Raw genomic sequence first — 19,611 nt, 5'->3', positions numbered from 1 at the left:
CAATCAGATGGAGCGGCTTACGCCGCCGTCGACGCGGATATTCTGGCCGGTGACGTAGCCCGCGCCTTCCGACAGCAAAAAGGCCACGGTGTCTGCGATTTCCTCAACGGTTCCATAGCGGCCCATCGGCACGCTGTCGCGGCGTTCAGCGACTTCGGGAAGGCTGTCGATCCAGCCGGGCAGCACGTTGTTCATGCGGACATTCTGCGCCGCATAGGCGTCCGCAAAGAGCTTGGTGAAGCTGGCAAGACCCGCCCGGAATACCACCGACGTCGGGAATAGGCTGGACGGCTCGAAAGCCCAGGTCGTCGAAATGTTGACGATGGCGCCACCACCTTGCGCGGCCATGATCGGTGCGACCAGACGAATCGGGCGCACGGCGCTCAGAAAATAGACATCCATGCCCTGGCGCCACTCCTCGTCAGTGATGTCGAGTAGCGGTGCGCGCGGACCATGGCCAGCGGAATTGACCAGTGCGTCGATCCGTCCCCATGTTGCCATTGTCAGATCTACGATTTGCTTCACGTCGTCGATGGACTGGTTCGAGCCGGTAACGCCGACGCCACCCAGTTCCTGGGCCAGCGCCTCGCCCTTGCCCGACGAGGAGAGAATAGCGATACGATAGCCACTCTGAGCCAGTCTGCGTGCGGCAGCGGCCCCCATACCGGATCCGCCGCCCATGATGAGTGCAACTTTTTCTTCAGCCATAACAGTCTCCTTTGGTTAGGTTATACAGGTATTGTGTCAGGTGACAGCTGAAGTTTCGTGTGATAAATAAACGCGTAAGACTGTAGAAAAACTATAGGGTACCGCTATGACGCCATCCCGCCGTAAACTCCCCCCGCTTAATGCTCTGCGGGCCTTCGAGGTTTCAGGCCGCCGGCTGAGCTTTCGGGCCGCCGCCGAGGAATTGGGCGTCACCCAGGGCGCCGTCGCACAGCAGGTGCGCGCGCTGGAAGAGCACCTGGGCCAGAGCCTGTTCCAGCGTCTGCCGCGCGGTCTTGCTCTGACGCCACAGGGCGCGGCCTACCTGACGGAAGTGACCCGCGCCTTCGATACGCTCGGGGACGCCACCGGGCGGCTACTTGAGCGGCCAGACACGGTCACGATCAGCGTTACGCCGACCTTCGCCGCAAAGCTGCTGATCCCTCGTCTGGCCGAGTTGAACGCCGCGTTACCCGGCGTGGAATTGCGCACGGTCGCCACCGAGGCGCTCTGCGATTTTGAGCGTGACCAGGTGGACATCGCAATGCGGCTAACCCGTCCCCCGTTCCCATCCGAGCTGGAGGCCAGGCTGCTGTTCCATCAGGAACTGGTGGCGGTCGCCAGCCCTCATCTGGTCAAAGATTTACCGCTCCCGCTATCTAGAGAACGGCTTAGGGAACTTCCGCTCCTGCATGATGCGCTCGACCATTGGCCGCTGTTTCTGCGTGCCGACGGCAAACTGCCCGGTGCGGTATTTAACCAGACGACGCTGGCGCTGGATGCGGCCCTGGCCGGCCAGGGCATCGCCTTGGCATGCCGCGCGTTTGTGGCGAGGGATCTCAAGGCCGGGCGTCTCATGCAGGTCACGGATGAGACCATGATGATAGAGCCCAGCTATTTCCTTGTCCGCAAGCGCTCATCCTTGCCGCTTGCCCCGCAGGATGCGGTATGGGACTGGTGCGTGGCCCGGCTTTCGCTTGCTGCCGATTAGCGGGGCGCTCTCCCCGGCATAACGGGCGAAGCGCGCTTCGTCCGTTAAAAGCAATGCGTTACGTGAAATACAACGTACCGGCCGCACACGTATCCAAGATTGTTCCTGAACTTAACTTTTTCAATCGGTTATCTGCGTTTTCTCTCCCGGACGTTATTGAACTGACCGCGGCGGTTGGTTATGTTGTGCGCACGCGATTTAACAGGGAATAAAGATAGAGCGGAATCTATCTGTCGTTAATCAGGGAGATAATCAGGGATGAGTAAGCGCAGCGATATTATTGACAGCAGTCAGGCGCACACCGCGTCTTATGGGCTGGTTTATACGGAAGTGCTTGGCTGGGTGGATCTGGGTCATGCTCAGGGAACCGATATCAAATTGCTTATGGATAAACTCAATACTGGAGAACTATCAGGCGATGAACGGTATGATGTGACTTACTCACAGTCTATGACTGACAGATTTAAACTCACTCGTATGGGGAAGTTTATTAAATGGCGTATCAGACGGGGGCGATCGTATTATGAGCGGCAAAGCATCGCGCTGGCGATGATGATGACGCTAGCACGCAAGTTTGAGGCATTCCAATCATCATTTCCTATCAACCTGGTTACCGACAGCGGTTTTAGCGGTGAAGATCTGGTTTCCGATTTACTCGGGTTTTACCGCGTGATGTCTATTGAAAATCCGTTTCCTTTCCTGCGTCCCGTTAGTAAAGTTGAAGCCTTAAGGCGTTGGGACCATTATGGCCCGATCGGTTCGTTCAAGAACGAGAGTTTTTTACCGATACTATTTCCCGATCCGGTCAGGTATCCCCATGCTAAACCGCGCAGAGGAGATCTGCCGCCCTTTATGAAAACCATCAGACCCTACGGTGATTTTAACTCTGGGAATGTTGCTGTCGCTACTCGGAATGGCTCTTTTATGCAGGGTGGGAAAGGAGAACCCATAGTATGAAGACGTCAGTAAAAGTTACCCTTGTCCTGATTATCGGTATTGTCGCAGCATGGACTTATTGCTGGCCGTTCATAAAAATGAATTTTGCCGGCAGTGCACAATATACCGAGCAAGATTCTCGACAGTATGAGTTCTACACTCCTGAATTATTCAAGAACATGCCGCGCATTACTGACCACTATGATTTCAATTATGCAAATGTTGCCGGCCCAGAAGCCTTGATCTATGCGGTGACATTTTATGGGACTGACGATACTCGTCATGTGAACGACTATCTGACCGCCATGGGTTACCAACCGCAGCCTACCTGTATGGTTGTGGCCGAGTGCTGGCGCACAACGGGTTCAAAAGATGTGGTGATGGTTGCGCAGCTATCAGAACCGGAAAGGGTATTTATCCAGATTTACAGCAGTCCCTATACGCGTTAATAAAAACGGCCAGGCTTTAGCCTGGCGCGTAATCACCAATGCGACTTTCATTGACTACAGCTTGGCGCGGTATGCCTCTTCGGCCTGCGTCAGCGTGGCCCAGAACGGTCGCGGCGGCTGATTGTTCAGGCGATCGACCAAAATATCCAGATGGGTGTGCCAGCCGCCGGCGACGCTCAGCATCTGGCTACGGTCGGCCAGGCGGCGGTGGGTGACGGTCAGCAGCACGTTGTCGCCTTGCTCGGTCAGCTCAAAGGTGACTTCCGACGGGCGTTCTTCGCCTTTTTCTTCCCAGGTGAAGCTCAGAACCTGCGGCGGAAACAGGCAGATAATATGCCCGGGATTGGTGACCGGGCCGCTGTAAGCCTTGTACTCCGCCGGCGTGGGTTCATCTTTGCCCGCCAGTTCGCCGTTATTGAACACCAGCTCGAACGGCGCGCCGCGTTCCAGCTTCATTTCGCCCGCCGCCAGCCAGGTGGCGCGTTTGTCTGACTCGGTCAGATAGGCCCATACGCGCTCAATCGGGCCGGGCAGCAGACGCTGGATCCTCAACGTGCCGGTTTCAATTACCATACCGTAATCATTCATCGTTCACTCCTTGGGAGTGGACGGCTCCGACTGCCGCAGCGCCTGTTCCAGCGCGTCGAGTCGTTCCGTCCAGAAATGTTCATAGGATTGCAGCCATTGCATGGCCTGCGCCATCGGCTCTGGTTCGAGTCGGCAAATATGGTTTCTTCCCTGCACGGTGCGCTGCACCAGTCCTGCCTGTTCCAGGGCTTTGATGTGCTTGGAGGCGCCGGCGAAACTCATGTTAAGCGGCGCGGCCAGCTCGCCGATACTGCGCTCGCCCTGCGACAGCCGCGTCAGGATCGCGCGTCTTGTCGGATCGGCCAGCGCATGAAAAACGGCGTCCAGCTGAGAGTGCGGTAATTTAACCATATGGTTGAATATAGAACGATGCGTCGGATATTCAATCTCTTTTTGTCTGGTTTTTTCCGGCGACGTGATACAGGTGGCAAAACGGCATCCGAGGAATAAAACGTGACGAATGAGGATTTTTTTGGCAAAAATGCGGCATTTTTTCAACATAATCCTATATTTTCAGCCACTGGCGTCGGCAATGATCGCCCGTCTTGGAAGATTTTTCGGAGAAAACGTATGGAAACCATTGGGCAACGCGTGCTCGGCACACTGGCCAAACTACAGGGGATTAATAAATCCAACATGTCGATTGATGCAGATTTCTTTTTCGATCTGGAAATGGACTCGCTGGATCGGGTGGAGGCGCTGACGCTGCTGGAACAGGAATTCGGCATGACGATCCCGCTGGCGGATGCGGCTAAATTCAGCCGGGTGCGCGACGTGGTCGACTACCTGACGCCGCACCTGAGCGGCGTCTGAGGGGACGGCGACGCTAGCCCATCGCTTTCGCCAGCGCGTCAAGAAACACGCCGACCCGCAGCGGCAGGTAACGATGACTGGGAAACAGCGCCCAGACGGCCAATGCCTGCGGCTGAACATCCTGCAGTTCAATGGCGACCAGCTCACCGCGGCGCAGTTCCTCCCGAATATCCCAGTGGGTGAGCTGCGCCAGCCCCAGCCCCGCCTTGCACAGTGAACGCACGCCCTCAACGCTGCTGCAGCTAAAGCGCCCGTCGATACTTATTCCGGTGGTCTGACCGTCGTCGGAAAATGTCCACTGCAGCACGTTACTCAGCCGCAAGCAGGCAAAGCTGGCAAGATCCGCCAGCCGCTGCGGCCGGCCGTGCCGTTGCAGATAAGCCGGCGCCGCGCACAGTACGCGCGGATTATCGGCAATCTTGCGGGCGATCAGGTTGGAATCACGCAGCGGGGCGACACGGATCGCCACGTCAAAGCCCTGGGCGACGATATCAACGACCTCGTCGCTCAGTTGCAGATCCACTTTCATATCAGGATTTTCCGCCAGCAGCGTCGGAATGAGCGGCACCAGAATACGCTGCCCGAGCCCGGAGGGGGCGGTGACGCGCAGCTGACCGCCAGCGCCTTGCCGCCCGCTGGAAAACAGGACGCGTGCGCTTTGTTCCGCTTCCAGCATGGTGCGGGCGTAAGGCATAAACTCCACGCCTTCTGGGGTGAGCGACACCGCGCGGGTGGTGCGGTGCAACAGGCGCACGCCGAGCGAGGCCTCCAGCGCCGCCAGCCGCCGCGAGACCGACATCGGCGACATGTCCAGACGGTGCGCCGCCTGCGTCAGGCTGCCGGTCTGGGCCACCTGCAGGAAAATTTCAATCTCTTTCAGGTTCATTATAATGAATTCCGTTATACGGGTTTATCTGGCCCCGGTATTTTTCCTGACCAAACCCGGGATTACAATTGGTTTTGTTTATAATAAGCTAACCGGAGAGGCCTGTCATGAATCATTCCGCGCTGTTCCAGACGCAGCAAATCAACCAACTGTTGTTGCCCAACCGGCTGGCGGTGGCGCCGATGACGCGGGTTTCCGCCTCCGCCGACGGCGTGGCGGGCGAGAGAATGCGCCAGTATTATCAGCGCTTCGCGCAGGGCGAGTTTGGCCTGATCGTCAGTGAAGGCATCTATATCGACAGCGCCAGCTCGCAGAGCTATGACTTTCAGTCCGGGCTGGTGAACCAGGCGCAGCAACGCGGCTGGCAGCAAGTGACGCAGGCGGTGCATCAGCACGGCGGCAAAATCTTCGCCCAGCTCCAGCATGCCGGCGCGTTGTCGCAGGCAAACCGCCATCGTATGCATACCGTCGCCCCTTCAGCGCTGCGGCCGAAAGGCGAGCAGATGGCCTTTTACCGCGGTGAAGGGCAATATCCGCTGCCGCGAGCGCTGGACGACGAGGAGATTCAACAGATTATCGCGGATTTCGCTACCGCGGCGGAACGTGCGCTGCACGCCGGTTTTGACGGTATCGAGATTCACGGCGCCAATGGCTACCTGCTGGACCAATTTTTCACCGACTACAGCAATCAGCGCGATGACCGCTGGGGCGGCGATATTATCGGCCGGCTGTCGCTCAGCCTGGCGGTGATCGACGCGGTGCGTCAGCGGATTGGTCGTGCGGCGCCGCTGGGAATTCGCCTGTCGCAGGGCAAGGTGAATGATTTTGACCATAAATGGTCCGAAGGTGAGGCCGGGGCCAAAGCGGTGTTCCAACGGCTGGCGGCCTCGGGCATCGATTTTCTGCACATTACCGAACATGAGGCGTGGCAGCCGGCATTCGACGCCGACGGGGCGTCGCTGGCGGCACTGGCGCATCGCCATGCGCCGTCGCTGACGCTGATTGCCAACGGCGGGCTGCATCAACCGCAGCGGGCGCTGCAGCTGACGGAGCAGGGGGCCGATGTGATTGCGTTGGGGCGCGGCGCGCTGGCTAACCCTGACTGGCCGCGGCGGGTGCGTCAGGGGTTGGCGCTGCAGGAATTCGACCGCGCGCTGCTCGGGCCTATCGCCGATATCAAAGAGAGCGAGCTGCGGCTGGCGTAATGCGACTTCCCTGTCGCGGTGCGGCCTACAGCTACAGCCAGCCCTTGATCTGCCGGATGATTTCGGTGGTGGAGATGCCGTAACGGTCATGCAGGGTCGGCAGCGCGCCGGCCAGCAGGAAGGCGTCCGGCAGAGCGATCTGCCGGAACGCCGGCGTCACGCCGTTGCGCAGCAGGGTTGACGCCACGGCTTCCCCCAGACCGCCAATCTGTGAATGGTTCTCCGCAACGATCACCAGCCGGCCGGAGACGCCGGCCTCGCGCAGAATGGTCTCCTCATCCAGCGGTTTGATCACCGGCGAATGCACCACCGCCACGCTGACGCCGCTCTGCTCCAGCTGTTCCGCCGCCTCCAGCGCACGCATGGTCATCAGGCCGCTGGCGATAATCACCACATCTTTACCGTCACGCAGCCGCTGGGCCTTACCGTGACGGTACTGATAATCGTAACGGTCGAGCACCAGCGGTACTTTGCCGCGCAGCAGGCGCATATACACCGGCCCCTGATGCGCCGCCACCGCCGGCACCATCTGGCTCAGCTCCAGCGCATCGCAGGGATCGATCACCGTCAGGTTCGGCATGCCGCGGAAGATCGCCAGATCTTCGGTGGCCTGATGGCTCGGGCCGTAACCGGTGGTCAGCCCCGGCAGGGCGCAGGCGATTTTAACGTTCAGGTTCTCCTCGGCGATCGCCATACAGATAAAGTCATAGGCGCGCCGGGCGGCGAACACCGCATAGGTGGTGACGAACGGCGTAAAGCCTTCGCGCGCCATGCCGGCGGCGGCGCTCATCAACAGCTGCTCCGCCATGCCCATCTGATAGAAACGCTCGGGAAACGCCTTGGCGAACAGGTGCAGATCGGTGTATTTGCTGAGATCGGCGGTCATGCCGACGATGTCGTCGCGCTGCCGGGCCAGCGCAACCAGCGCTTCACCAAACGGCGCGGACTGTGTCGGCTGGCCTTCGGCGGCGATGGAGGCGATCATCGCCGAGGTGGTTAAACGCTTTTTGCCGCCGGCGGGCGTGGTGGTGGTCTGGCTCATGGTTGTTCTCCGATTTCCAGGGCGGTCAGCGCCTGATCCCATTCATGTTCATCCACGCGGATGAAGTGCGTTTTCTCCCGCGCCTCCAGAAAATGGACGCCTTTGCCCATGCGGGTGTCGCACAGGATCACCCGAGGCTGGGGTTTATCGTGGCGGCGCGCGGCGTCGAAGGCGGCCACCAGTGCGTCGAGGTCGTTGCCGTCTACCCGCTGCACATGCCAGCCGAACGCCTGCCAGCGGTCGGCCAGCGGTTCGAAGGAGAGGATTTCCGACGAGTGGCCGTCCGCCTGCTGATTGTTGACGTCCACCAGGGCAATCAGGTTATCCAGCCGCCAGTGCGCGGCGGACATCACCGCCTCCCAGGTGGAGCCTTCATTGAGTTCGCCGTCGGACAGCAGGTTGTAAATAAACGCCGGGTTGTTTTTGCGCTTCAGCCCCAGGCAGGCGCCCACCGCGATGCCCAGTCCGTGCCCCAAGGAACCGCCGGTGATCTCCATACCGGGGGTGTAGGCGGCCATGCCGGACATCGGCAGACGGCTGTCGTCGGCGCCGTAGGTTTCGCGCTCATCGAGCGGCAGAATGCCGGCCTCCAGCAGCGCGGCGTAGAGCGCGATAGCATAGTGGCCGATCGACAGATAGAAACGGTCGCGCTGTTCCCATTCGGGATCGTCCGCGCGGTAGCGCAGGGCGTGAAAATAGCTGACCGCCAGCAGGTCTGCAGCGCCGAGCGCCTGGCCGATATAGCCTTGCCCCTGCACCTGGCCCATAATCAGCGCGTGCCGGCGAATGTTGTACGCCCGCTGCTGCAGTGAGAGCGCGGCGGTCTGCGGTACATCGATTGTGGTCATGTTTTAACTCCGTGATTATCGGTTAACCTGCGCGGCCGGAATGCGGAACACCAACAGCGAACCGGCCAGCAATACCAGTGTGATCAGATACATGCCCCAGGCGGGTGAGCCGGTGATGCTGCTGATGCCGCCGATCAGGTAAGGGGAGAAGAAGCCCGCTAGGTTGGCGAAGCAGTTCACCGCGGCGATGCCGGCGGCGGCGGAAACGCCGCCCAGCAGATTGGTAGGCAGCATCCAGAACAATGAGGAGGCGGAGAGGATGCCCGCCGCCGCCAGGCAGAGAAAGGCGACCGACAGCGCGACATAATGGCCGAACTGGGTGGCCAGCAGCAGCGCCGCAGCGCCCGCCAGCATCGGGATCGCCAGATGCCAGCGCCGTTCACGATGACGGTCGCCGCTGCGCCCGGCCAGAATCATCGCCACGATGGCGCACAGATACGGCAGACTGCTGAGCAGACCGATCTGCAGCGGTTCGCGGATGCCGGCGTTTCTGACCAGCGTCGGCAGCCAGAAGGTGAGCGCATACTGGCCCATCACCACGCAGAAATAGATCAGCGCCAGCAGCCACAGCCGCCTGTCGCCGATAAACGCGGCGATGGTGCCGTGCTGGTGTTTATGCTGATCGTCGGCGTCGAGATCGGCACGCACCAGGCGTTTTTGGTGTTCATCCAGCCAGGGCGCGTCCTCAACCCGGTCCTTCAGCGCCATCAGTACCACCAGCCCCATCAGCAGCGTGGGCACTGCCTCCAGCGCAAACATCCACTGCCAGCCGGCCCAGCCGTGCACGCCGGCAAAGCGCTCCATAATCCAGCCGGAGATCGGGCCGCCGATCATGCCGGACAGCGGAATGGCGATAAACCACAGCACCGTCATGCGCGCGCGCCGCGCCGCCGGGAACCAGTAGGTGAGATACAGCAGCAGGCCGGGCGCCAGGCCGGCTTCCGCCACGCCAAGCAGAAAGCGCAGCAGGTAAAACTGCCAGGCGGTTTCCACCAGGGCGAACAGGCCGGAAATCAGTCCCCAGGTGATCATGATGCGGGCGATCCAACGTCTGGCGCCCACCCGGTGCAGGATCAGATTGCTCGGTACTTCGAAGAAAAAATACCCGATAAAGAAAATGCCGGCGCCGAGACCGTAGACGGTTTCGCTGAGAGCCAGATCGTCCATCATCTGCAGCTTGGCGAAGCCGACGTTTACCCGATCAAGGTAGGCGCACAGGTAGCACAGCATCAAAATCGGCATCAGCCGCCAGGCGATCTTGCGGTAAGCCGTGTCGCGCACGCCGGCGGCGGCGGTCAGGTTAAGCGTTGTCATGATGTCCACTCCTGAAACAGACGGGGATCCCCCGCGGTGCGGGGGCCGTAAGGCGGGCGAGGCCGGGTCAGTGAATCAGCATGCCGCCGTTCACGTCCAGCGTGATGCCGGTCAGGTAGCTGGAGAGGTCGCTGGCCAGGAACAGCGCGGCGTTGGCGACGTCCTGCGCGTTGCCCAGCCGGCCGAGCGGAATGCCGTCGATAATGGCGTGCCGGCGCTCGTCCTGCATCAGGCCGCCGGTGATATCGGTCTGGATCAGGCCGGGGGTGATGCTGTTGATGCGGATCTGCTCCGGGGCGAACTCGCGCGCCATCGCCTTCGCCAGCCCGAGCACGCCGGCCTTGGCGGCGCTGTAGTGCGGGCCGCCGAAGATGCCGCCGCCGCGCTGGGCGGATACCGACGACAGGCAGACGATGCTGCCGCCGCCGTTGGCGCGCATCGCCGGGATCACCGCCTGCGACATCAGCAGCGTACCGCGCAGGCTGACGTCCAGCACGCGGTCGTAGTCCTGCATGCCGATCTCCAGCGTTTTTACCGGCTGGGTAATGCCGGCGTTGTTGACCAGTACGTCGATGCGGCCGTAGTGCTCGAGGATTTGCGCCACGGCCTGATTGACCGCCTGCGGGTCAGCGACGTCAACCGCCAGTCCCAGATGGCCGTCGCCAAGCTGCTGCGCGGCATGGGCCGCCGCGTGGCGATCCAGATCCAGGATTGCCACGCGTGCGCCGTGGGCGGCAAAGCAGGCGGCGGTGGCGCGGCCGATGCCGCGCTCGGAGGCGGCGCCGGTGATAACGGCGATTTTATTGTTCAGTAACATCTGCGACTCCTGAGTATTTTTATGTTTTTACGGCCATCGCGGCCGGTAGGGTGTGTTCAGCATTGAAGGAGATGCACTTTTCGGCAATGCAAAAAAATTCAGTCGATGATGAATTAAACTTATGTTTTGATCGGCTTAACATTTTCAGCTCCGGCGACGTGACAGGCTGTGACGAAATCACGGCAAGCGGAGGTACGGCGGTTGGAGATACAAAAGGCGGCGATCCCCTCAATCAAGGCGCTGCAGGTGTTTGAGCAGGTGGCGCATTTCGGCAATGTGGCGCGCGCGGCGGAAGAGCTGAATATCACGCCCTCGGCGGCCAGCCACCAGTTGGCCAAGCTGGAGAAACTGGTGGGCAACTCGCTGTTTAACCGCTCGGCCAAAGGGGTGAGCCTGACGCTGGCGGGGGAAACCTACCTGCGTGAAATCAGTCAGCTGCTGCTGAACCTGGCCCAGGCCACGGCGCAGATCCGCGACCAGAAAGAGAACAATGCCTTGCGCATCCATTGCGCCCCCAGCTTCGGCCTGCTGTGGTTGCTGCCGCGGCTGAAGCAGCTGCATGAGGCCTGTCCGGAGCTTAACGTGACACTGTCATGTTCTTATGAAAACCTGTCGTTCAGCCGCGATAACATCGACGTGGCGATCCGCCACGGCTTCCCGGACTGGTCGCCGTTTGATATCAAAACGATACGTGATGAATGCATTACCGCCATGGCATCGCCGGACTATCTGCAGCGTCATCCGGCGCCTTCGCCGGCAGCGCTGGCGGAGCACCAGCTGATTCTGTCGGAAACGCCGTTGATCCAGTGGCCGCAGTGGTTCGCCGCCCACCATCTGCCCCAGCCGGAGCGCCCCTGGGTGTTCAGCTTTGACCGTTCCTACATGAGCCTGCAGGCCGCGCGACTGGGACACGGCGTGGTGCTGGAGAGCGAACTGCTGGCGCGGGACTACCTGCGCGACGGCTCGCTGGTGCGGCTGTTTCCGGCGGCGCTGAGCCTGCCGGTCAGCGCCCATCATCTGGTTTATCCGCGCGGTTTCGGCCAGCTGGCGCGGGTGAAGCGCTTTTTGCACTGGATGCAGCAGGCGCTGGACAGCGACAGGATGTACTGACGGCCCGGACGCGCTATCATCGCGCCTGGTTGTCAGACACAGACATTGGAGATCGCCTATCAATCTTGAACACGCGGATCGGCTGTCGCGCGATAAAACGGATTACCGCAAACGCCTGGCGCTGATCGAACAGCTGCGCCAGCGGCCGATCGACGGCGGCCAGGCGATTTTGCTGCGCATGCTGCGGCAAGATTTTGTTCTGAGCGTGCGGCAGGCCGCCTGGCAGGCGCTGGATGAGCAGGGCGTTGCCTGCAAGCGACCCAAAGCACCGCAGCCAGAGACGTTACTGCCGCCAAACCGGCGGCGCAGAAACGTCCTGGAATTCCTCTATGACCTCCTGTGGCCGTGGGTATGAGGCGCAAGCCACTGCTAATATGCTTCATGTTGATGCAAATGTGCATGTTGCTGCCGAGACCGGCGCCATCTGGCAGATAAGTCCGAGTTAACCGGCAACGCCAGTGGAATCCCCAGCCTTTCGTTTCCGTTTCAGTGATTTATGTCAAAAAAAATGCAAGTCACTTTTTTGGCATAAGGATATAACGCCTACGATGAAAAATGGCGCATTGTAAAAGACCAAAAGTCTGTTAAATATATTCACCAGCTTTTTAACGAAACGGTCACTTAAAAAGACATTATTATTCCCCATCAGATATTGTCGCGCTAAAAACGATCAATAAAACATGTGAACAGCGGCACAAAAAATAACCGTAAGATGATCCTTTCGGCCGTGCCGCTGCGATATAAATATAGGGTGTTTTTCCCCTGTGTTTTTTATTTCTCTATTTAAATAACGGAATGGGTTTATGGAGTTGGAGCGTGATACGGTAAGCCAGGGACAGGGCGTCAATATTATTTTTATGGCAGTAGCCTTAATATTAGGAATGGCGGGCGCGTTACAAATGCCGGTTGTCAGCCTGTTTCTGACGCGGGAAATCGGCGCCAGTCCGTTTATGGTGGGGATGTTTTATACCGTTAACGCGTTGGCCGGCGTAGGCGTCAGCCAACTGATGGCGCGAAAGTCGGATTCGGGCGGTAATCGCCGCCGTCTGATCCTGCTGTGTTGTTCGGTTGCCATAGCCAATGCCTTGCTGTTCGCGTTTAGCCGGGATTATCGCATTCTGGTGTCGGCAGGCGTGATACTGTCGGCGCTGGCGACAACGGCGATGCCGCAACTGTTTGCTCTGGCGCGTCAGTATTCGGTCGGCGCCGATTTTGACGTTATCAAATTCACCACCCGGATGCGTGCCCAGATTTCGATCTCCTGGGTGATCGCGCCGCCCGTCGCTTTCTTTATCATCGCGCATTTCGGTTTTACCGCCTTGTATCTGCTGGTGGCTCTGCTGTTTGTATTGGGCGGACTTTTCGTCCTGTCCTCGCTGCCTGCGGGGGACGTGCCGCCACGTTCAGCGACGCCGGCGACGTCCGCTACCCCGACGGCCACGGGTCGGTCGCAAGAAGCCTGGCTGCTGTTTGCCGCTTTGGCGCTGCTGTGGGGCGGCGATACGATGTACCTGATCGATATGCCGATATATATCAGCAGCCTGCCGGGTATGGGCAGTAGTTTCGCCGGCTGGCTGTTGGGAGGCGCGGCAGGGCTGGAAATTCTGATCATGCTGTTCTGCTCGCCGGTGATCAAGCGCGTTGGCACGCGCCCTATGATGCTGCTGGCCGCCGGTTGTTCCGCGCTGTTTTACCTGGGCATGACACAGGCGGTTTCTCCATGGGCGCTGGCGGCGATTCAGGTGCTGAATGCTGTTTTTATCGGTATCGTCGGCGCACTGGGTATGCTCTATCTGCAAGAATTGATGCCGGAGAGCCCGGGAACGGCCAGTACGCTGTACAGCAACAGTATTGCCACCGGGGCGATTTTTGCCGGTTTGCTTCAGGGCGCCATCAGTCAGCATTGGAATCATCAGGCCGTTTATTATGCGGCGCTGTCACTGTCGCTGCTGGCATTATTGTTGTTGTTAAAGGTTAAAGACGCCTAGACGATATTCGCAAGAACAAAATAGTAAAATATCAGGAATAATATAACGGCCATTGTTTTGGCAGGGAATGCCTGTTTTTACTTTCTGATAAATAATTAATGCACCGCTGGCGAGAGCCCGCCAGATAATGGTGTGGGAATATTTGTGTCGTTTATTTTGGATGTTTATTTTCCCGGTTTTATTCTTACGCAAGACAGGAGTGGTTGGTGAAAAATACGATTGTTATTATTAATGCGCTATCAACGGGAAATGAACTGGCGGCGGCATTTATGTCGCGCGGCTGCGACGTGGTGCATATCTGGCAAGATTTTTCGCGCCAAACGCGTACTCAGGGATTTGTCGAAACCATTAATTATGCCGGATCGCTGGATGACCTTATCCAGCAGCTGAGACCGTATGATATTCGCTATGTGATTGCCGGTGCGGACAGCGGCATTGCATTGGCGGATATGCTGGCGTCAGCCATGGGGATACCGGCGGCGAATGACCCTGAAACCACCGACTGGCGACGGAATAAGTATATTTCGCAGCAAAAGCTGGCGGAAAAAGGCATTCGCTCAATCAGGCAGTGCAAAGCCTCTTCAGCCGCGGAACTGGTGTCCTGGGCCGAGCTGAACGGTTATCCCGTGATTGTAAAACCGCTGAACAGCGGCGCCAGCGACGGCGTAACGCTGTGTGAGAGCGGGGAGGACGTGCAGCGTGCGGCAGAACAACTGCTGGGCAAAGAGAATCTGCTGGGTTATGTGAATGATGAATTGTTGATCCAGGAACTGATTGACGGCACCCAGTATTTCGTCAACACGCTGAGCTGGCACGGACAGCATTATGTGACGGACATCTGGGAGCAAGTGCGCAGCCGGGTGAGCGGCGGCGCTTACAATTTTGAAGGGATGCACCTGATCGATGCGCAGGAAACGTACGCCAGAGCGCTGGCGGATTATACCCTTGAGGTATTATCCGCCTTGGGCGTCGATTATGGCGCGGCGCACAATGAGGTGATCCTGACGGCGGAAGGGCCGGTGCTGATTGAAACCAATGCCCGCCTGATGGGCGCCTCCATCAATGACGTGACATTCAGCGCCTGCCTCGGCTACACCCAGGTCAGCCTGTGTGCGGCCATGTATCTGGCGCCGCAGGATTTCATCGACCGCTACGTGGGCACGCATTACCGCATGCATGCCTATGTGTCTGAAATATCCTTTTTGTTCAAGCGCGACGGCGTGCTGGAGGCGATGCCGGGGAAACGCGCGATAGAGCGGCTTCCTTCCTTTTCCAATTTCTTTGCGCTGCCGCGTCCGGGACAGCGCGTCACCCGCACGGCGGACACCAAGGGATTGCCCGGATTCGCTTATTTACTGCATCAGGATCAATCCCAGTTAACGCGCGATTTTAATCAGATCCTGGCATGGCAGCAGCGGGATGATATTTATCGCATCGTCGATGAATAAATAACATGCGGCACGCCGGCGACGAGCGTGTGACAGGCAACGCGTCTGGCCGGCCTTATTGTGGCCCGTCATCACTATCTACATGAATCAACGGATGTTTGTATGCCAACTCAGGAGAGTGTTTTATCCATCGTGGGCGCGCTTAACCAGCGCTATCCTCATGCCTGTTCACTGTCATTAGGGCGTCCCAACCCTGATATTTACGCCAGACTGGATCTTGAACGTTATGCGCGGATCTATCAGGCGTTCTTACGGACAGAAAAGCACTATGACAACGCGAAAATCAGAGAGAATCTTTACACTTACGGGCCCAGCCAGGGGATGATTACTGCTCATCTCGCCAAATGGTTGGCGAATGATGAGGGGATCCACGCTGGCGAGAAGGAGATTCTGGTGACCAATGGTTGCCAGGAAGCCTACAACCTGGTGCTACTGCACGAATTACGCCAGCCCGAGGATTGCGTGCTGATTATTGAGCCCAGCTACTTCGGATTTACCGATTGCGTCGCGGTCCTGGGGAAGTCATCCGTTAAAATCGCTATCGACGATCTTGCCGATCCTGCCGGCGGCGTTGATTTTACGCTGCTGCCGGCGGTTATCGAACAGTATCGCCGGCAGGGTAAGCAGATAAAACTTATCTATATCAATCCTGATTTTAATAATCCGATGACCTACCAACTGAGCGAGGCGGAGAAAAGCATGCTGCTCGCGGTCTGCACTCAGCAGGGGGTGAAGATTATTGAGGATGGCACCTATTCGGCGTTCTATTACGATGGCATACAGCCCCGCGCAATAAAAACCCGGGATAACGCAGGCCAGGTCTATTATATCGGCTCGTTTTCCAAAACGTTATGTCCGTCGCTGCGTCTGGGCTATCTGGTAATAAGCCGGCACGGCGACGCAACCTTTAACCATTTGCTGCATATTAAAGATCACACCAGCCTGAGCAGCAGTGCGCTGAATCAGCAAATTGTCGCCGGTTTTTTAATCGAGCATCAATACTCACTGGAAAACTGGATCCGTCCGATCCGCGATGAATACCGTGCCCGGCGTGACGCGATGCTGCAGGTGCTCGAGCAGGAATTGGACGCCGGTCTGCTGCAGTGGCACGCGCCTGCCGGCGGCTTTTTCGTGTATATCCGCTTGCCGCAGGAGATCAACACCGCGCACCTGCTCGACTGTGCGGAGGGGTATCAGGTGACATTTCTGCCGGTCAGTTATGCGGTGCGGGACGGCCGGCAGCGCGCTCACGGTATCCGGCTCGCCTTCAGTTATTACCCGCCGGCCGCGATTGCGGCGGGAACCCGCAAGTTTTGTCAGTTTCTCAATGAAAAACTCTTGCCGCAACAGATCTGAACGTTAAACAGCTTCATTCACAGAGTGATATTTCATTTTCCCGCTAATCGAATGGAATTCGATCGGGTATTTATAGATGACGGTGGGTATTTGCAGATGAAAGAGAGAACGAATAACGGAATGAACGCCTATATTCTGGCCTGTGCGCATGATGTACCGGAAACCGCCTATTCACAGAGCGAGGTCTGTGACAACCTTAATATTACGGATAGCCGCATTCGCTCCATATTTATTAACAGCGGAATCAGCAAAAGACATTTGTCGATAGACAATATGGCGGGAAGCGCCGCCGAGGGTGAAACGCATGCGCAAATGCTGGCGCGTCATGAAAAAAATGCGCTCAAACTGGGGGGGAATGCAATCCGCAAGTGTCTGGATAAAATCGGCATGCGGATTGAAGATATTGACTGTATTTGCTGCGTGACGTCGACGGGTTTTTTAGTGCCGGCATTAAGCGCCCGTTTTTGTGAATCGCTGGGGGTGTCGGACTTTTGCAACCGGATTGATATTGTCGGCATGGGCTGTTCCGCCGGGCTGAACGGCCTGGACGCGGTAAAAAACTGGTCGCTTGCCAATCCGGGCAAGCTGGCGGTGGTGGTCTGCACGGAAATCTGTTCTGCGGCCTACATTGAGGACGGCACGCTCCCTACCGCGGTGGTTAACAGTCTGTTTGGCGACGGCGCCAGCGCTGCGGCGGTCGTCAGCTCGTCGGAAGACGATGCGCCACCTGCCGGCGCGATCAAACTGCGGGCGAAGCTCAGCCTGACCGAACCTTCGGCCATCGGCATGATGAAGTTTGATTGGAATGATGAGCAGCATAAAAACCGCTTTTACCTCTCAAAAGACGTGCCGTATGTGGTGGGATCGAAAGTTGAAAAAGTGGTGCATAAACTGCTGGGCGAACATCAGCTCAACGTCAGCGATATTGATCACTGGGTCGTGCATTCCGGCGGCAAAAAAGTGCTCGATTCAATTTGTATCAATTTGGGATTAACGAAAAGCGATCTGCGCCACACGCGCAGCGTATTAAATGATTTCGGCAATCTTTCCAGCGGTTCATTCCTGTTTTCTTTAGAACGTCTGCAAAATGAAAAAATAACGTCAGCCGGAGATATCGGGGTCTTTATGACGATGGGCCCCGGCGCGGCGATTGAAACTGCCCTGGTGCAATGGGAAAAATAATTTAACGTAATTGAGGTCATTTATGGAACGTCTAACAATCAATTTTACCGGCTCAGCGGCAATTACCAGCGACATGATTGAACAACTTAATCAACTTTGCGCTCAGGTTGAAAATACTCCGGCGATCGATCAGGTGCTGTTCGCTTTTGCGGGCGGCGCTGCGCCGGCGCAGGGAACAGAGAGTATGGATGTCGGTCTGTTGCACAAGTGGGAAAAGGCGCTGCGCCGGGTGGAAAACCTGAATGCGCTGCTGATCGCCACCACCGACGGCGAATGCGGGCTGGTGGCCTTATCCATTATCGCCATTGCCGATCTGCGTCTGGGCACGCCTGACAGCACCTTTGCCCTGCGCGGGAAAGATATCACGCTGCCGGGGATGCTGATTCACCGCTTAACCAATCAGCTGGCGGCCAACTGGGTGCGTTTGCTGCTGGTGCTGGGGAATACGCTGTGCGCCGAGGAGGCGTTGTCGAGCGGTCTGCTGGACCGCACCAGCACGCAGCCCGCCGCGCTGGCGGAGGATCTGGCGATGGGCATGAACCCGCACGCCTTTACCGATATCCGCGTGCGCCGCAAGCTGATGCTGGAAGCCTGTCATACCTCGTACGAGGACACGATCGGCCTGTCGCTGTCCGCCAGCGACCGTACGTTGCGTCAGGGGTAAGCGCCGGATGATGAGTGAACATACCGATGAGTTCTCCCATGCGCTGCGCCAGCAGGCCGCGGCGTTAAAGACCGCGCTGCAGGCGCATTACGGCAATAGCGCCCTCAGAGACGATATGATCATTGCCGAATGCGCTGCCGACCCGGACGTTACGCAGTTTTTCTCGCGCTACGGGCTGGCGTTGTACCGGTTATGGACGGGGCACTATTGCCGTTCTCAGCGTATTGAGGCGCTTTATCAGTCTGCTGCGGAACTGCTGTTTGGCGAGATCGCGCAAGGCACGCCGCAGCAGGCGGCTGCCGATTACTGTTTTTCGCTTTTGCTGGCGCAGGTGCTGCAGGACGAGGACGCCGGTACGCATCTGCTAAACGCCATGCTGCAACCGAAAGACGCGTCGCTGCCGTTGGTCGAGGCCTTTAACCGCAGCGGTTACGTCAGACTGACGGCGCTGGAGATCCGTCAGGAAGGCGAGGCGGCGGTGGTCACTTTCCTTGATGGCGATACGCTGCATGCCGAAGACGGCGACTTTGTCCGCGATTTGGAAACGGCGGCGGATATTGTCCATTTATCGGACAAGGTTAAAGCCGGTGTGCTGCGCGGCGGCGTGGTCAGCCATCCGAAATATGCCGGACGCCGGGTGTTCTGCTCGGGCATCAATCTGAAAAAACTGCACGATGCCGGCATCTCTTATCCGGAATTTTTGATTGGCAGAGAGATGGGGTGCATTAACAAGCTGATCCACGGCGTCGTTTGCCCGTCAGAGGGGGCGGCGGTCAGCATCACGAAACCCTGGATCGCCCTGGTGGAGACCTTCGCCATCGGCGGCGGTATGCAGATGGTGCTGGCCTGCGATTATGTGATCGGCGAGCAGGGGTGCTATGTCTCGTTGCCGGCAGCCAAAGAGGGCATTATTCCCGGCGTTTCCAATCTGCGGCTCACCAGCGCGACCAGTGAGCGCTTTGCCAAGCAGGTGATTTTGCATGGGCGTAAAGTCAGGGCTGACGATGCTGATGCCGGATTTATCTTCGATCGGGTTGTGGCTACAGAGGCGCTGGAACGGACCCTGCAGGAAGCGATTACGCTGATGGCGGCGCCGGCCGTACCGGTGAATAAACGCATGCTGGTGCTTGCCAAAGAGCCATTGGCGGCGTTCCGCGACTATATGCAGGCATTCTGTCGCGAACAGGTCATCAGAATGTATGCCGTCGATGTAAAAGAAAAGACCGGTAAATTCGCCAGAAAAATCCCCGAGGTACCGGTGGAGTAATG

At 58.2% G+C, this 19,611-nt stretch carries 21 protein-coding genes; 13 read left to right on the top strand and 8 right to left on the bottom strand.

Features of this window, described 5'->3' with window-relative positions:
• Positions 1-3 precede the first annotated feature (3 nt).
• Positions 4-708: an SDR family oxidoreductase gene (locus tag CLM71_RS12235; RefSeq protein ID WP_105231251.1), complete on the bottom strand. Its 705-nt coding sequence runs from the start codon at positions 706-708 to the stop codon at positions 4-6.
• A gap of 106 nt (positions 709-814) precedes the next feature.
• On the opposite strand from CLM71_RS12235, the gene CLM71_RS12230 reads away from it, so the two are divergent.
• The 3 genes from CLM71_RS12230 to CLM71_RS12220 all read left to right on the top strand — a co-directional run bounded on the left by CLM71_RS12230 (position 815) and on the right by CLM71_RS12220 (position 3,081).
• Positions 815-1,696 carry a LysR substrate-binding domain-containing protein gene (locus CLM71_RS12230; RefSeq protein ID WP_105231250.1) on the top strand — a complete coding sequence of 294 codons (882 nt, stop codon included), beginning with the start codon at positions 815-817 and terminating at the stop codon, positions 1,694-1,696.
• 258 nt (positions 1,697-1,954) lie between these two features.
• A complete protein-coding gene (locus CLM71_RS12225) occupies positions 1,955-2,653 on the top strand; it encodes a hypothetical protein (RefSeq protein ID WP_105231249.1) in 699 nt (232 codons plus the stop codon).
• Positions 2,650-3,081, top strand: coding sequence for a hypothetical protein (locus CLM71_RS12220; RefSeq protein ID WP_105231248.1), 432 nt, complete (start codon positions 2,650-2,652; stop codon positions 3,079-3,081). The genes CLM71_RS12225 and CLM71_RS12220 overlap by 4 nt, the downstream gene beginning before the upstream one ends.
• Before the next feature lie 54 nt (positions 3,082-3,135).
• Here the strand turns inward: CLM71_RS12220 and CLM71_RS12215 are convergent, their stop codons facing one another.
• Together CLM71_RS12215 and CLM71_RS12210 are read right to left on the bottom strand one after the other, a co-directional pair.
• Entirely contained in the window at positions 3,136-3,669 is a 534-nt protein-coding gene (locus CLM71_RS12215) for an SRPBCC family protein (protein ID WP_105231247.1), read from the bottom strand.
• 3 nt (positions 3,670-3,672) lie between these two features.
• Positions 3,673-4,020, bottom strand: coding sequence for a helix-turn-helix transcriptional regulator (locus CLM71_RS12210; RefSeq protein ID WP_105233358.1), 348 nt, complete (start codon positions 4,018-4,020; stop codon positions 3,673-3,675).
• Positions 4,021-4,239: 219 nt separating this feature from the next.
• Between CLM71_RS12210 and CLM71_RS12205 the strand changes: the two genes are divergently transcribed.
• Positions 4,240-4,482, top strand: coding sequence for an acyl carrier protein (locus tag CLM71_RS12205; RefSeq protein ID WP_105231246.1), 243 nt, complete (start codon positions 4,240-4,242; stop codon positions 4,480-4,482).
• A gap of 13 nt (positions 4,483-4,495) precedes the next feature.
• On the opposite strand, the gene CLM71_RS12200 is transcribed toward CLM71_RS12205, so the two are convergent.
• Positions 4,496-5,368 carry a LysR family transcriptional regulator gene (locus tag CLM71_RS12200; RefSeq protein WP_105231245.1) on the bottom strand — a complete coding sequence of 291 codons (873 nt, stop codon included), beginning with the start codon at positions 5,366-5,368 and terminating at the stop codon, positions 4,496-4,498.
• Between the two features lie 107 nt (positions 5,369-5,475).
• On the opposite strand from CLM71_RS12200, the gene CLM71_RS12195 reads away from it, so the two are divergent.
• Entirely contained in the window at positions 5,476-6,573 is a 1,098-nt protein-coding gene (locus CLM71_RS12195) for a tRNA-dihydrouridine synthase (RefSeq protein WP_105231244.1), read from the top strand.
• Between the two features lie 31 nt (positions 6,574-6,604).
• On the opposite strand, the gene CLM71_RS12190 is transcribed toward CLM71_RS12195, so the two are convergent.
• The 4 genes from CLM71_RS12190 to CLM71_RS12175 all read right to left on the bottom strand — a co-directional run bounded on the left by CLM71_RS12190 (position 6,605) and on the right by CLM71_RS12175 (position 10,594).
• Positions 6,605-7,615 (bottom strand): transketolase family protein, encoded by a 1,011-nt coding sequence (locus tag CLM71_RS12190; RefSeq protein ID WP_105231243.1) that lies wholly within the window; start codon positions 7,613-7,615, stop codon positions 6,605-6,607.
• Entirely contained in the window at positions 7,612-8,463 is an 852-nt protein-coding gene (locus CLM71_RS12185; protein ID WP_105231242.1) for a transketolase, read from the bottom strand. The genes CLM71_RS12190 and CLM71_RS12185 overlap by 4 nt, the downstream gene beginning before the upstream one ends.
• A 15-nt stretch (positions 8,464-8,478) precedes the next feature.
• The gene (locus tag CLM71_RS12180; RefSeq protein ID WP_105231241.1) at positions 8,479-9,777 is read right to left on the bottom strand and encodes an MFS transporter; all 1,299 of its coding nucleotides are present in this window, start codon (positions 9,775-9,777) and stop codon (positions 8,479-8,481) included.
• Positions 9,778-9,844: 67 nt separating this feature from the next.
• A complete protein-coding gene (locus tag CLM71_RS12175; protein ID WP_105231240.1) occupies positions 9,845-10,594 on the bottom strand; it encodes an SDR family NAD(P)-dependent oxidoreductase in 750 nt (249 codons plus the stop codon).
• A gap of 201 nt (positions 10,595-10,795) precedes the next feature.
• Here CLM71_RS12175 and CLM71_RS12170 point away from each other — a divergent pair, with 201 nt between their 5' ends.
• The 8 genes from CLM71_RS12170 (at position 10,796) to CLM71_RS12140 (ending at position 19,609) form a co-directional block, all read left to right on the top strand.
• Positions 10,796-11,704 (top strand): LysR substrate-binding domain-containing protein, encoded by a 909-nt coding sequence (locus CLM71_RS12170; protein ID WP_105231239.1) that lies wholly within the window; start codon positions 10,796-10,798, stop codon positions 11,702-11,704.
• Positions 11,705-11,882: 178 nt separating this feature from the next.
• Positions 11,883-12,059: a hypothetical protein gene (locus CLM71_RS24275; protein ID WP_160030994.1), complete on the top strand. Its 177-nt coding sequence runs from the start codon at positions 11,883-11,885 to the stop codon at positions 12,057-12,059.
• Positions 12,060-12,507: 448 nt separating this feature from the next.
• Positions 12,508-13,692 (top strand): sugar efflux transporter, encoded by a 1,185-nt coding sequence (locus CLM71_RS12165; RefSeq protein WP_105231238.1) that lies wholly within the window; start codon positions 12,508-12,510, stop codon positions 13,690-13,692.
• Positions 13,693-13,898: 206 nt separating this feature from the next.
• Positions 13,899-15,140, top strand: a complete 1,242-nt coding sequence (locus CLM71_RS12160; protein ID WP_105231237.1) for an ATP-grasp domain-containing protein — start codon at positions 13,899-13,901, stop codon at positions 15,138-15,140.
• 102 nt (positions 15,141-15,242) lie between these two features.
• On the top strand, positions 15,243-16,496 hold the full coding sequence (locus tag CLM71_RS12155) for a PLP-dependent aminotransferase family protein (RefSeq protein ID WP_105231236.1): 1,254 nt from the start codon (positions 15,243-15,245) through the stop codon (positions 16,494-16,496).
• Positions 16,497-16,520: 24 nt separating this feature from the next.
• Positions 16,521-17,678 carry a 3,5-dihydroxyphenylacetyl-CoA synthase DpgA gene (gene dpgA / locus CLM71_RS12150; protein ID WP_234008572.1) on the top strand — a complete coding sequence of 386 codons (1,158 nt, stop codon included), beginning with the start codon at positions 16,521-16,523 and terminating at the stop codon, positions 17,676-17,678.
• A gap of 22 nt (positions 17,679-17,700) precedes the next feature.
• Positions 17,701-18,342, top strand: coding sequence for an enoyl-CoA-hydratase DpgB (gene dpgB / locus CLM71_RS12145; RefSeq protein ID WP_105231235.1), 642 nt, complete (start codon positions 17,701-17,703; stop codon positions 18,340-18,342).
• A gap of 7 nt (positions 18,343-18,349) precedes the next feature.
• On the top strand, positions 18,350-19,609 hold the full coding sequence (locus CLM71_RS12140) for an enoyl-CoA hydratase/isomerase family protein (protein ID WP_105231234.1): 1,260 nt from the start codon (positions 18,350-18,352) through the stop codon (positions 19,607-19,609).
• The last annotated feature ends 2 nt before the right edge of the window (positions 19,610-19,611 follow it).

This window comes from Serratia sp. MYb239, from assembly GCF_002966855.1.
Lineage (GTDB): Bacteria > Pseudomonadota > Gammaproteobacteria > Enterobacterales > Enterobacteriaceae > Serratia_B > Serratia_B rhizosphaerae.
The sequence above is the reverse complement of the archived record's forward strand: the minus strand, read 5'-3'. Positions and strand labels throughout refer to the sequence as shown.

What these genes read in the sequence shown, in the direction of transcription:
- CLM71_RS12180 (WP_105231241.1), bottom strand. Translation starts at nt 9,777, where the DNA reads ATGACAACGCTTAACCTGACCGCCGCCGCCGGCGTGCGCGACACGGCT.
- CLM71_RS12175 (WP_105231240.1), bottom strand. Translation starts at nt 10,594, where the DNA reads ATGTTACTGAACAATAAAATCGCCGTTATCACCGGCGCCGCCTCCGAG.
- CLM71_RS12215 (WP_105231247.1), bottom strand. Translation starts at nt 3,669, where the DNA reads ATGAATGATTACGGTATGGTAATTGAAACCGGCACGTTGAGGATCCAG.
- CLM71_RS12195 (WP_105231244.1), top strand. Translation starts at nt 5,476, where the DNA reads ATGAATCATTCCGCGCTGTTCCAGACGCAGCAAATCAACCAACTGTTG.
- CLM71_RS12225 (WP_105231249.1), top strand. Translation starts at nt 1,955, where the DNA reads ATGAGTAAGCGCAGCGATATTATTGACAGCAGTCAGGCGCACACCGCG.
- CLM71_RS12230 (WP_105231250.1), top strand. Translation starts at nt 815, where the DNA reads ATGACGCCATCCCGCCGTAAACTCCCCCCGCTTAATGCTCTGCGGGCC.
- CLM71_RS12210 (WP_105233358.1), bottom strand. Translation starts at nt 4,020, where the DNA reads ATGGTTAAATTACCGCACTCTCAGCTGGACGCCGTTTTTCATGCGCTG.
- CLM71_RS12205 (WP_105231246.1), top strand. Translation starts at nt 4,240, where the DNA reads ATGGAAACCATTGGGCAACGCGTGCTCGGCACACTGGCCAAACTACAG.
- CLM71_RS12220 (WP_105231248.1), top strand. Translation starts at nt 2,650, where the DNA reads ATGAAGACGTCAGTAAAAGTTACCCTTGTCCTGATTATCGGTATTGTC.
- CLM71_RS12165 (WP_105231238.1), top strand. Translation starts at nt 12,508, where the DNA reads ATGGAGTTGGAGCGTGATACGGTAAGCCAGGGACAGGGCGTCAATATT.
- CLM71_RS12200 (WP_105231245.1), bottom strand. Translation starts at nt 5,368, where the DNA reads ATGAACCTGAAAGAGATTGAAATTTTCCTGCAGGTGGCCCAGACCGGC.
- CLM71_RS12190 (WP_105231243.1), bottom strand. Translation starts at nt 7,615, where the DNA reads ATGAGCCAGACCACCACCACGCCCGCCGGCGGCAAAAAGCGTTTAACC.
- CLM71_RS12155 (WP_105231236.1), top strand. Translation starts at nt 15,243, where the DNA reads ATGCCAACTCAGGAGAGTGTTTTATCCATCGTGGGCGCGCTTAACCAG.
- CLM71_RS24275 (WP_160030994.1), top strand. Translation starts at nt 11,883, where the DNA reads ATGCTGCGGCAAGATTTTGTTCTGAGCGTGCGGCAGGCCGCCTGGCAG.
- CLM71_RS12235 (WP_105231251.1), bottom strand. Translation starts at nt 708, where the DNA reads ATGGCTGAAGAAAAAGTTGCACTCATCATGGGCGGCGGATCCGGTATG.
- dpgB (WP_105231235.1), top strand. Translation starts at nt 17,701, where the DNA reads ATGGAACGTCTAACAATCAATTTTACCGGCTCAGCGGCAATTACCAGC.
- CLM71_RS12140 (WP_105231234.1), top strand. Translation starts at nt 18,350, where the DNA reads ATGATGAGTGAACATACCGATGAGTTCTCCCATGCGCTGCGCCAGCAG.
- CLM71_RS12185 (WP_105231242.1), bottom strand. Translation starts at nt 8,463, where the DNA reads ATGACCACAATCGATGTACCGCAGACCGCCGCGCTCTCACTGCAGCAG.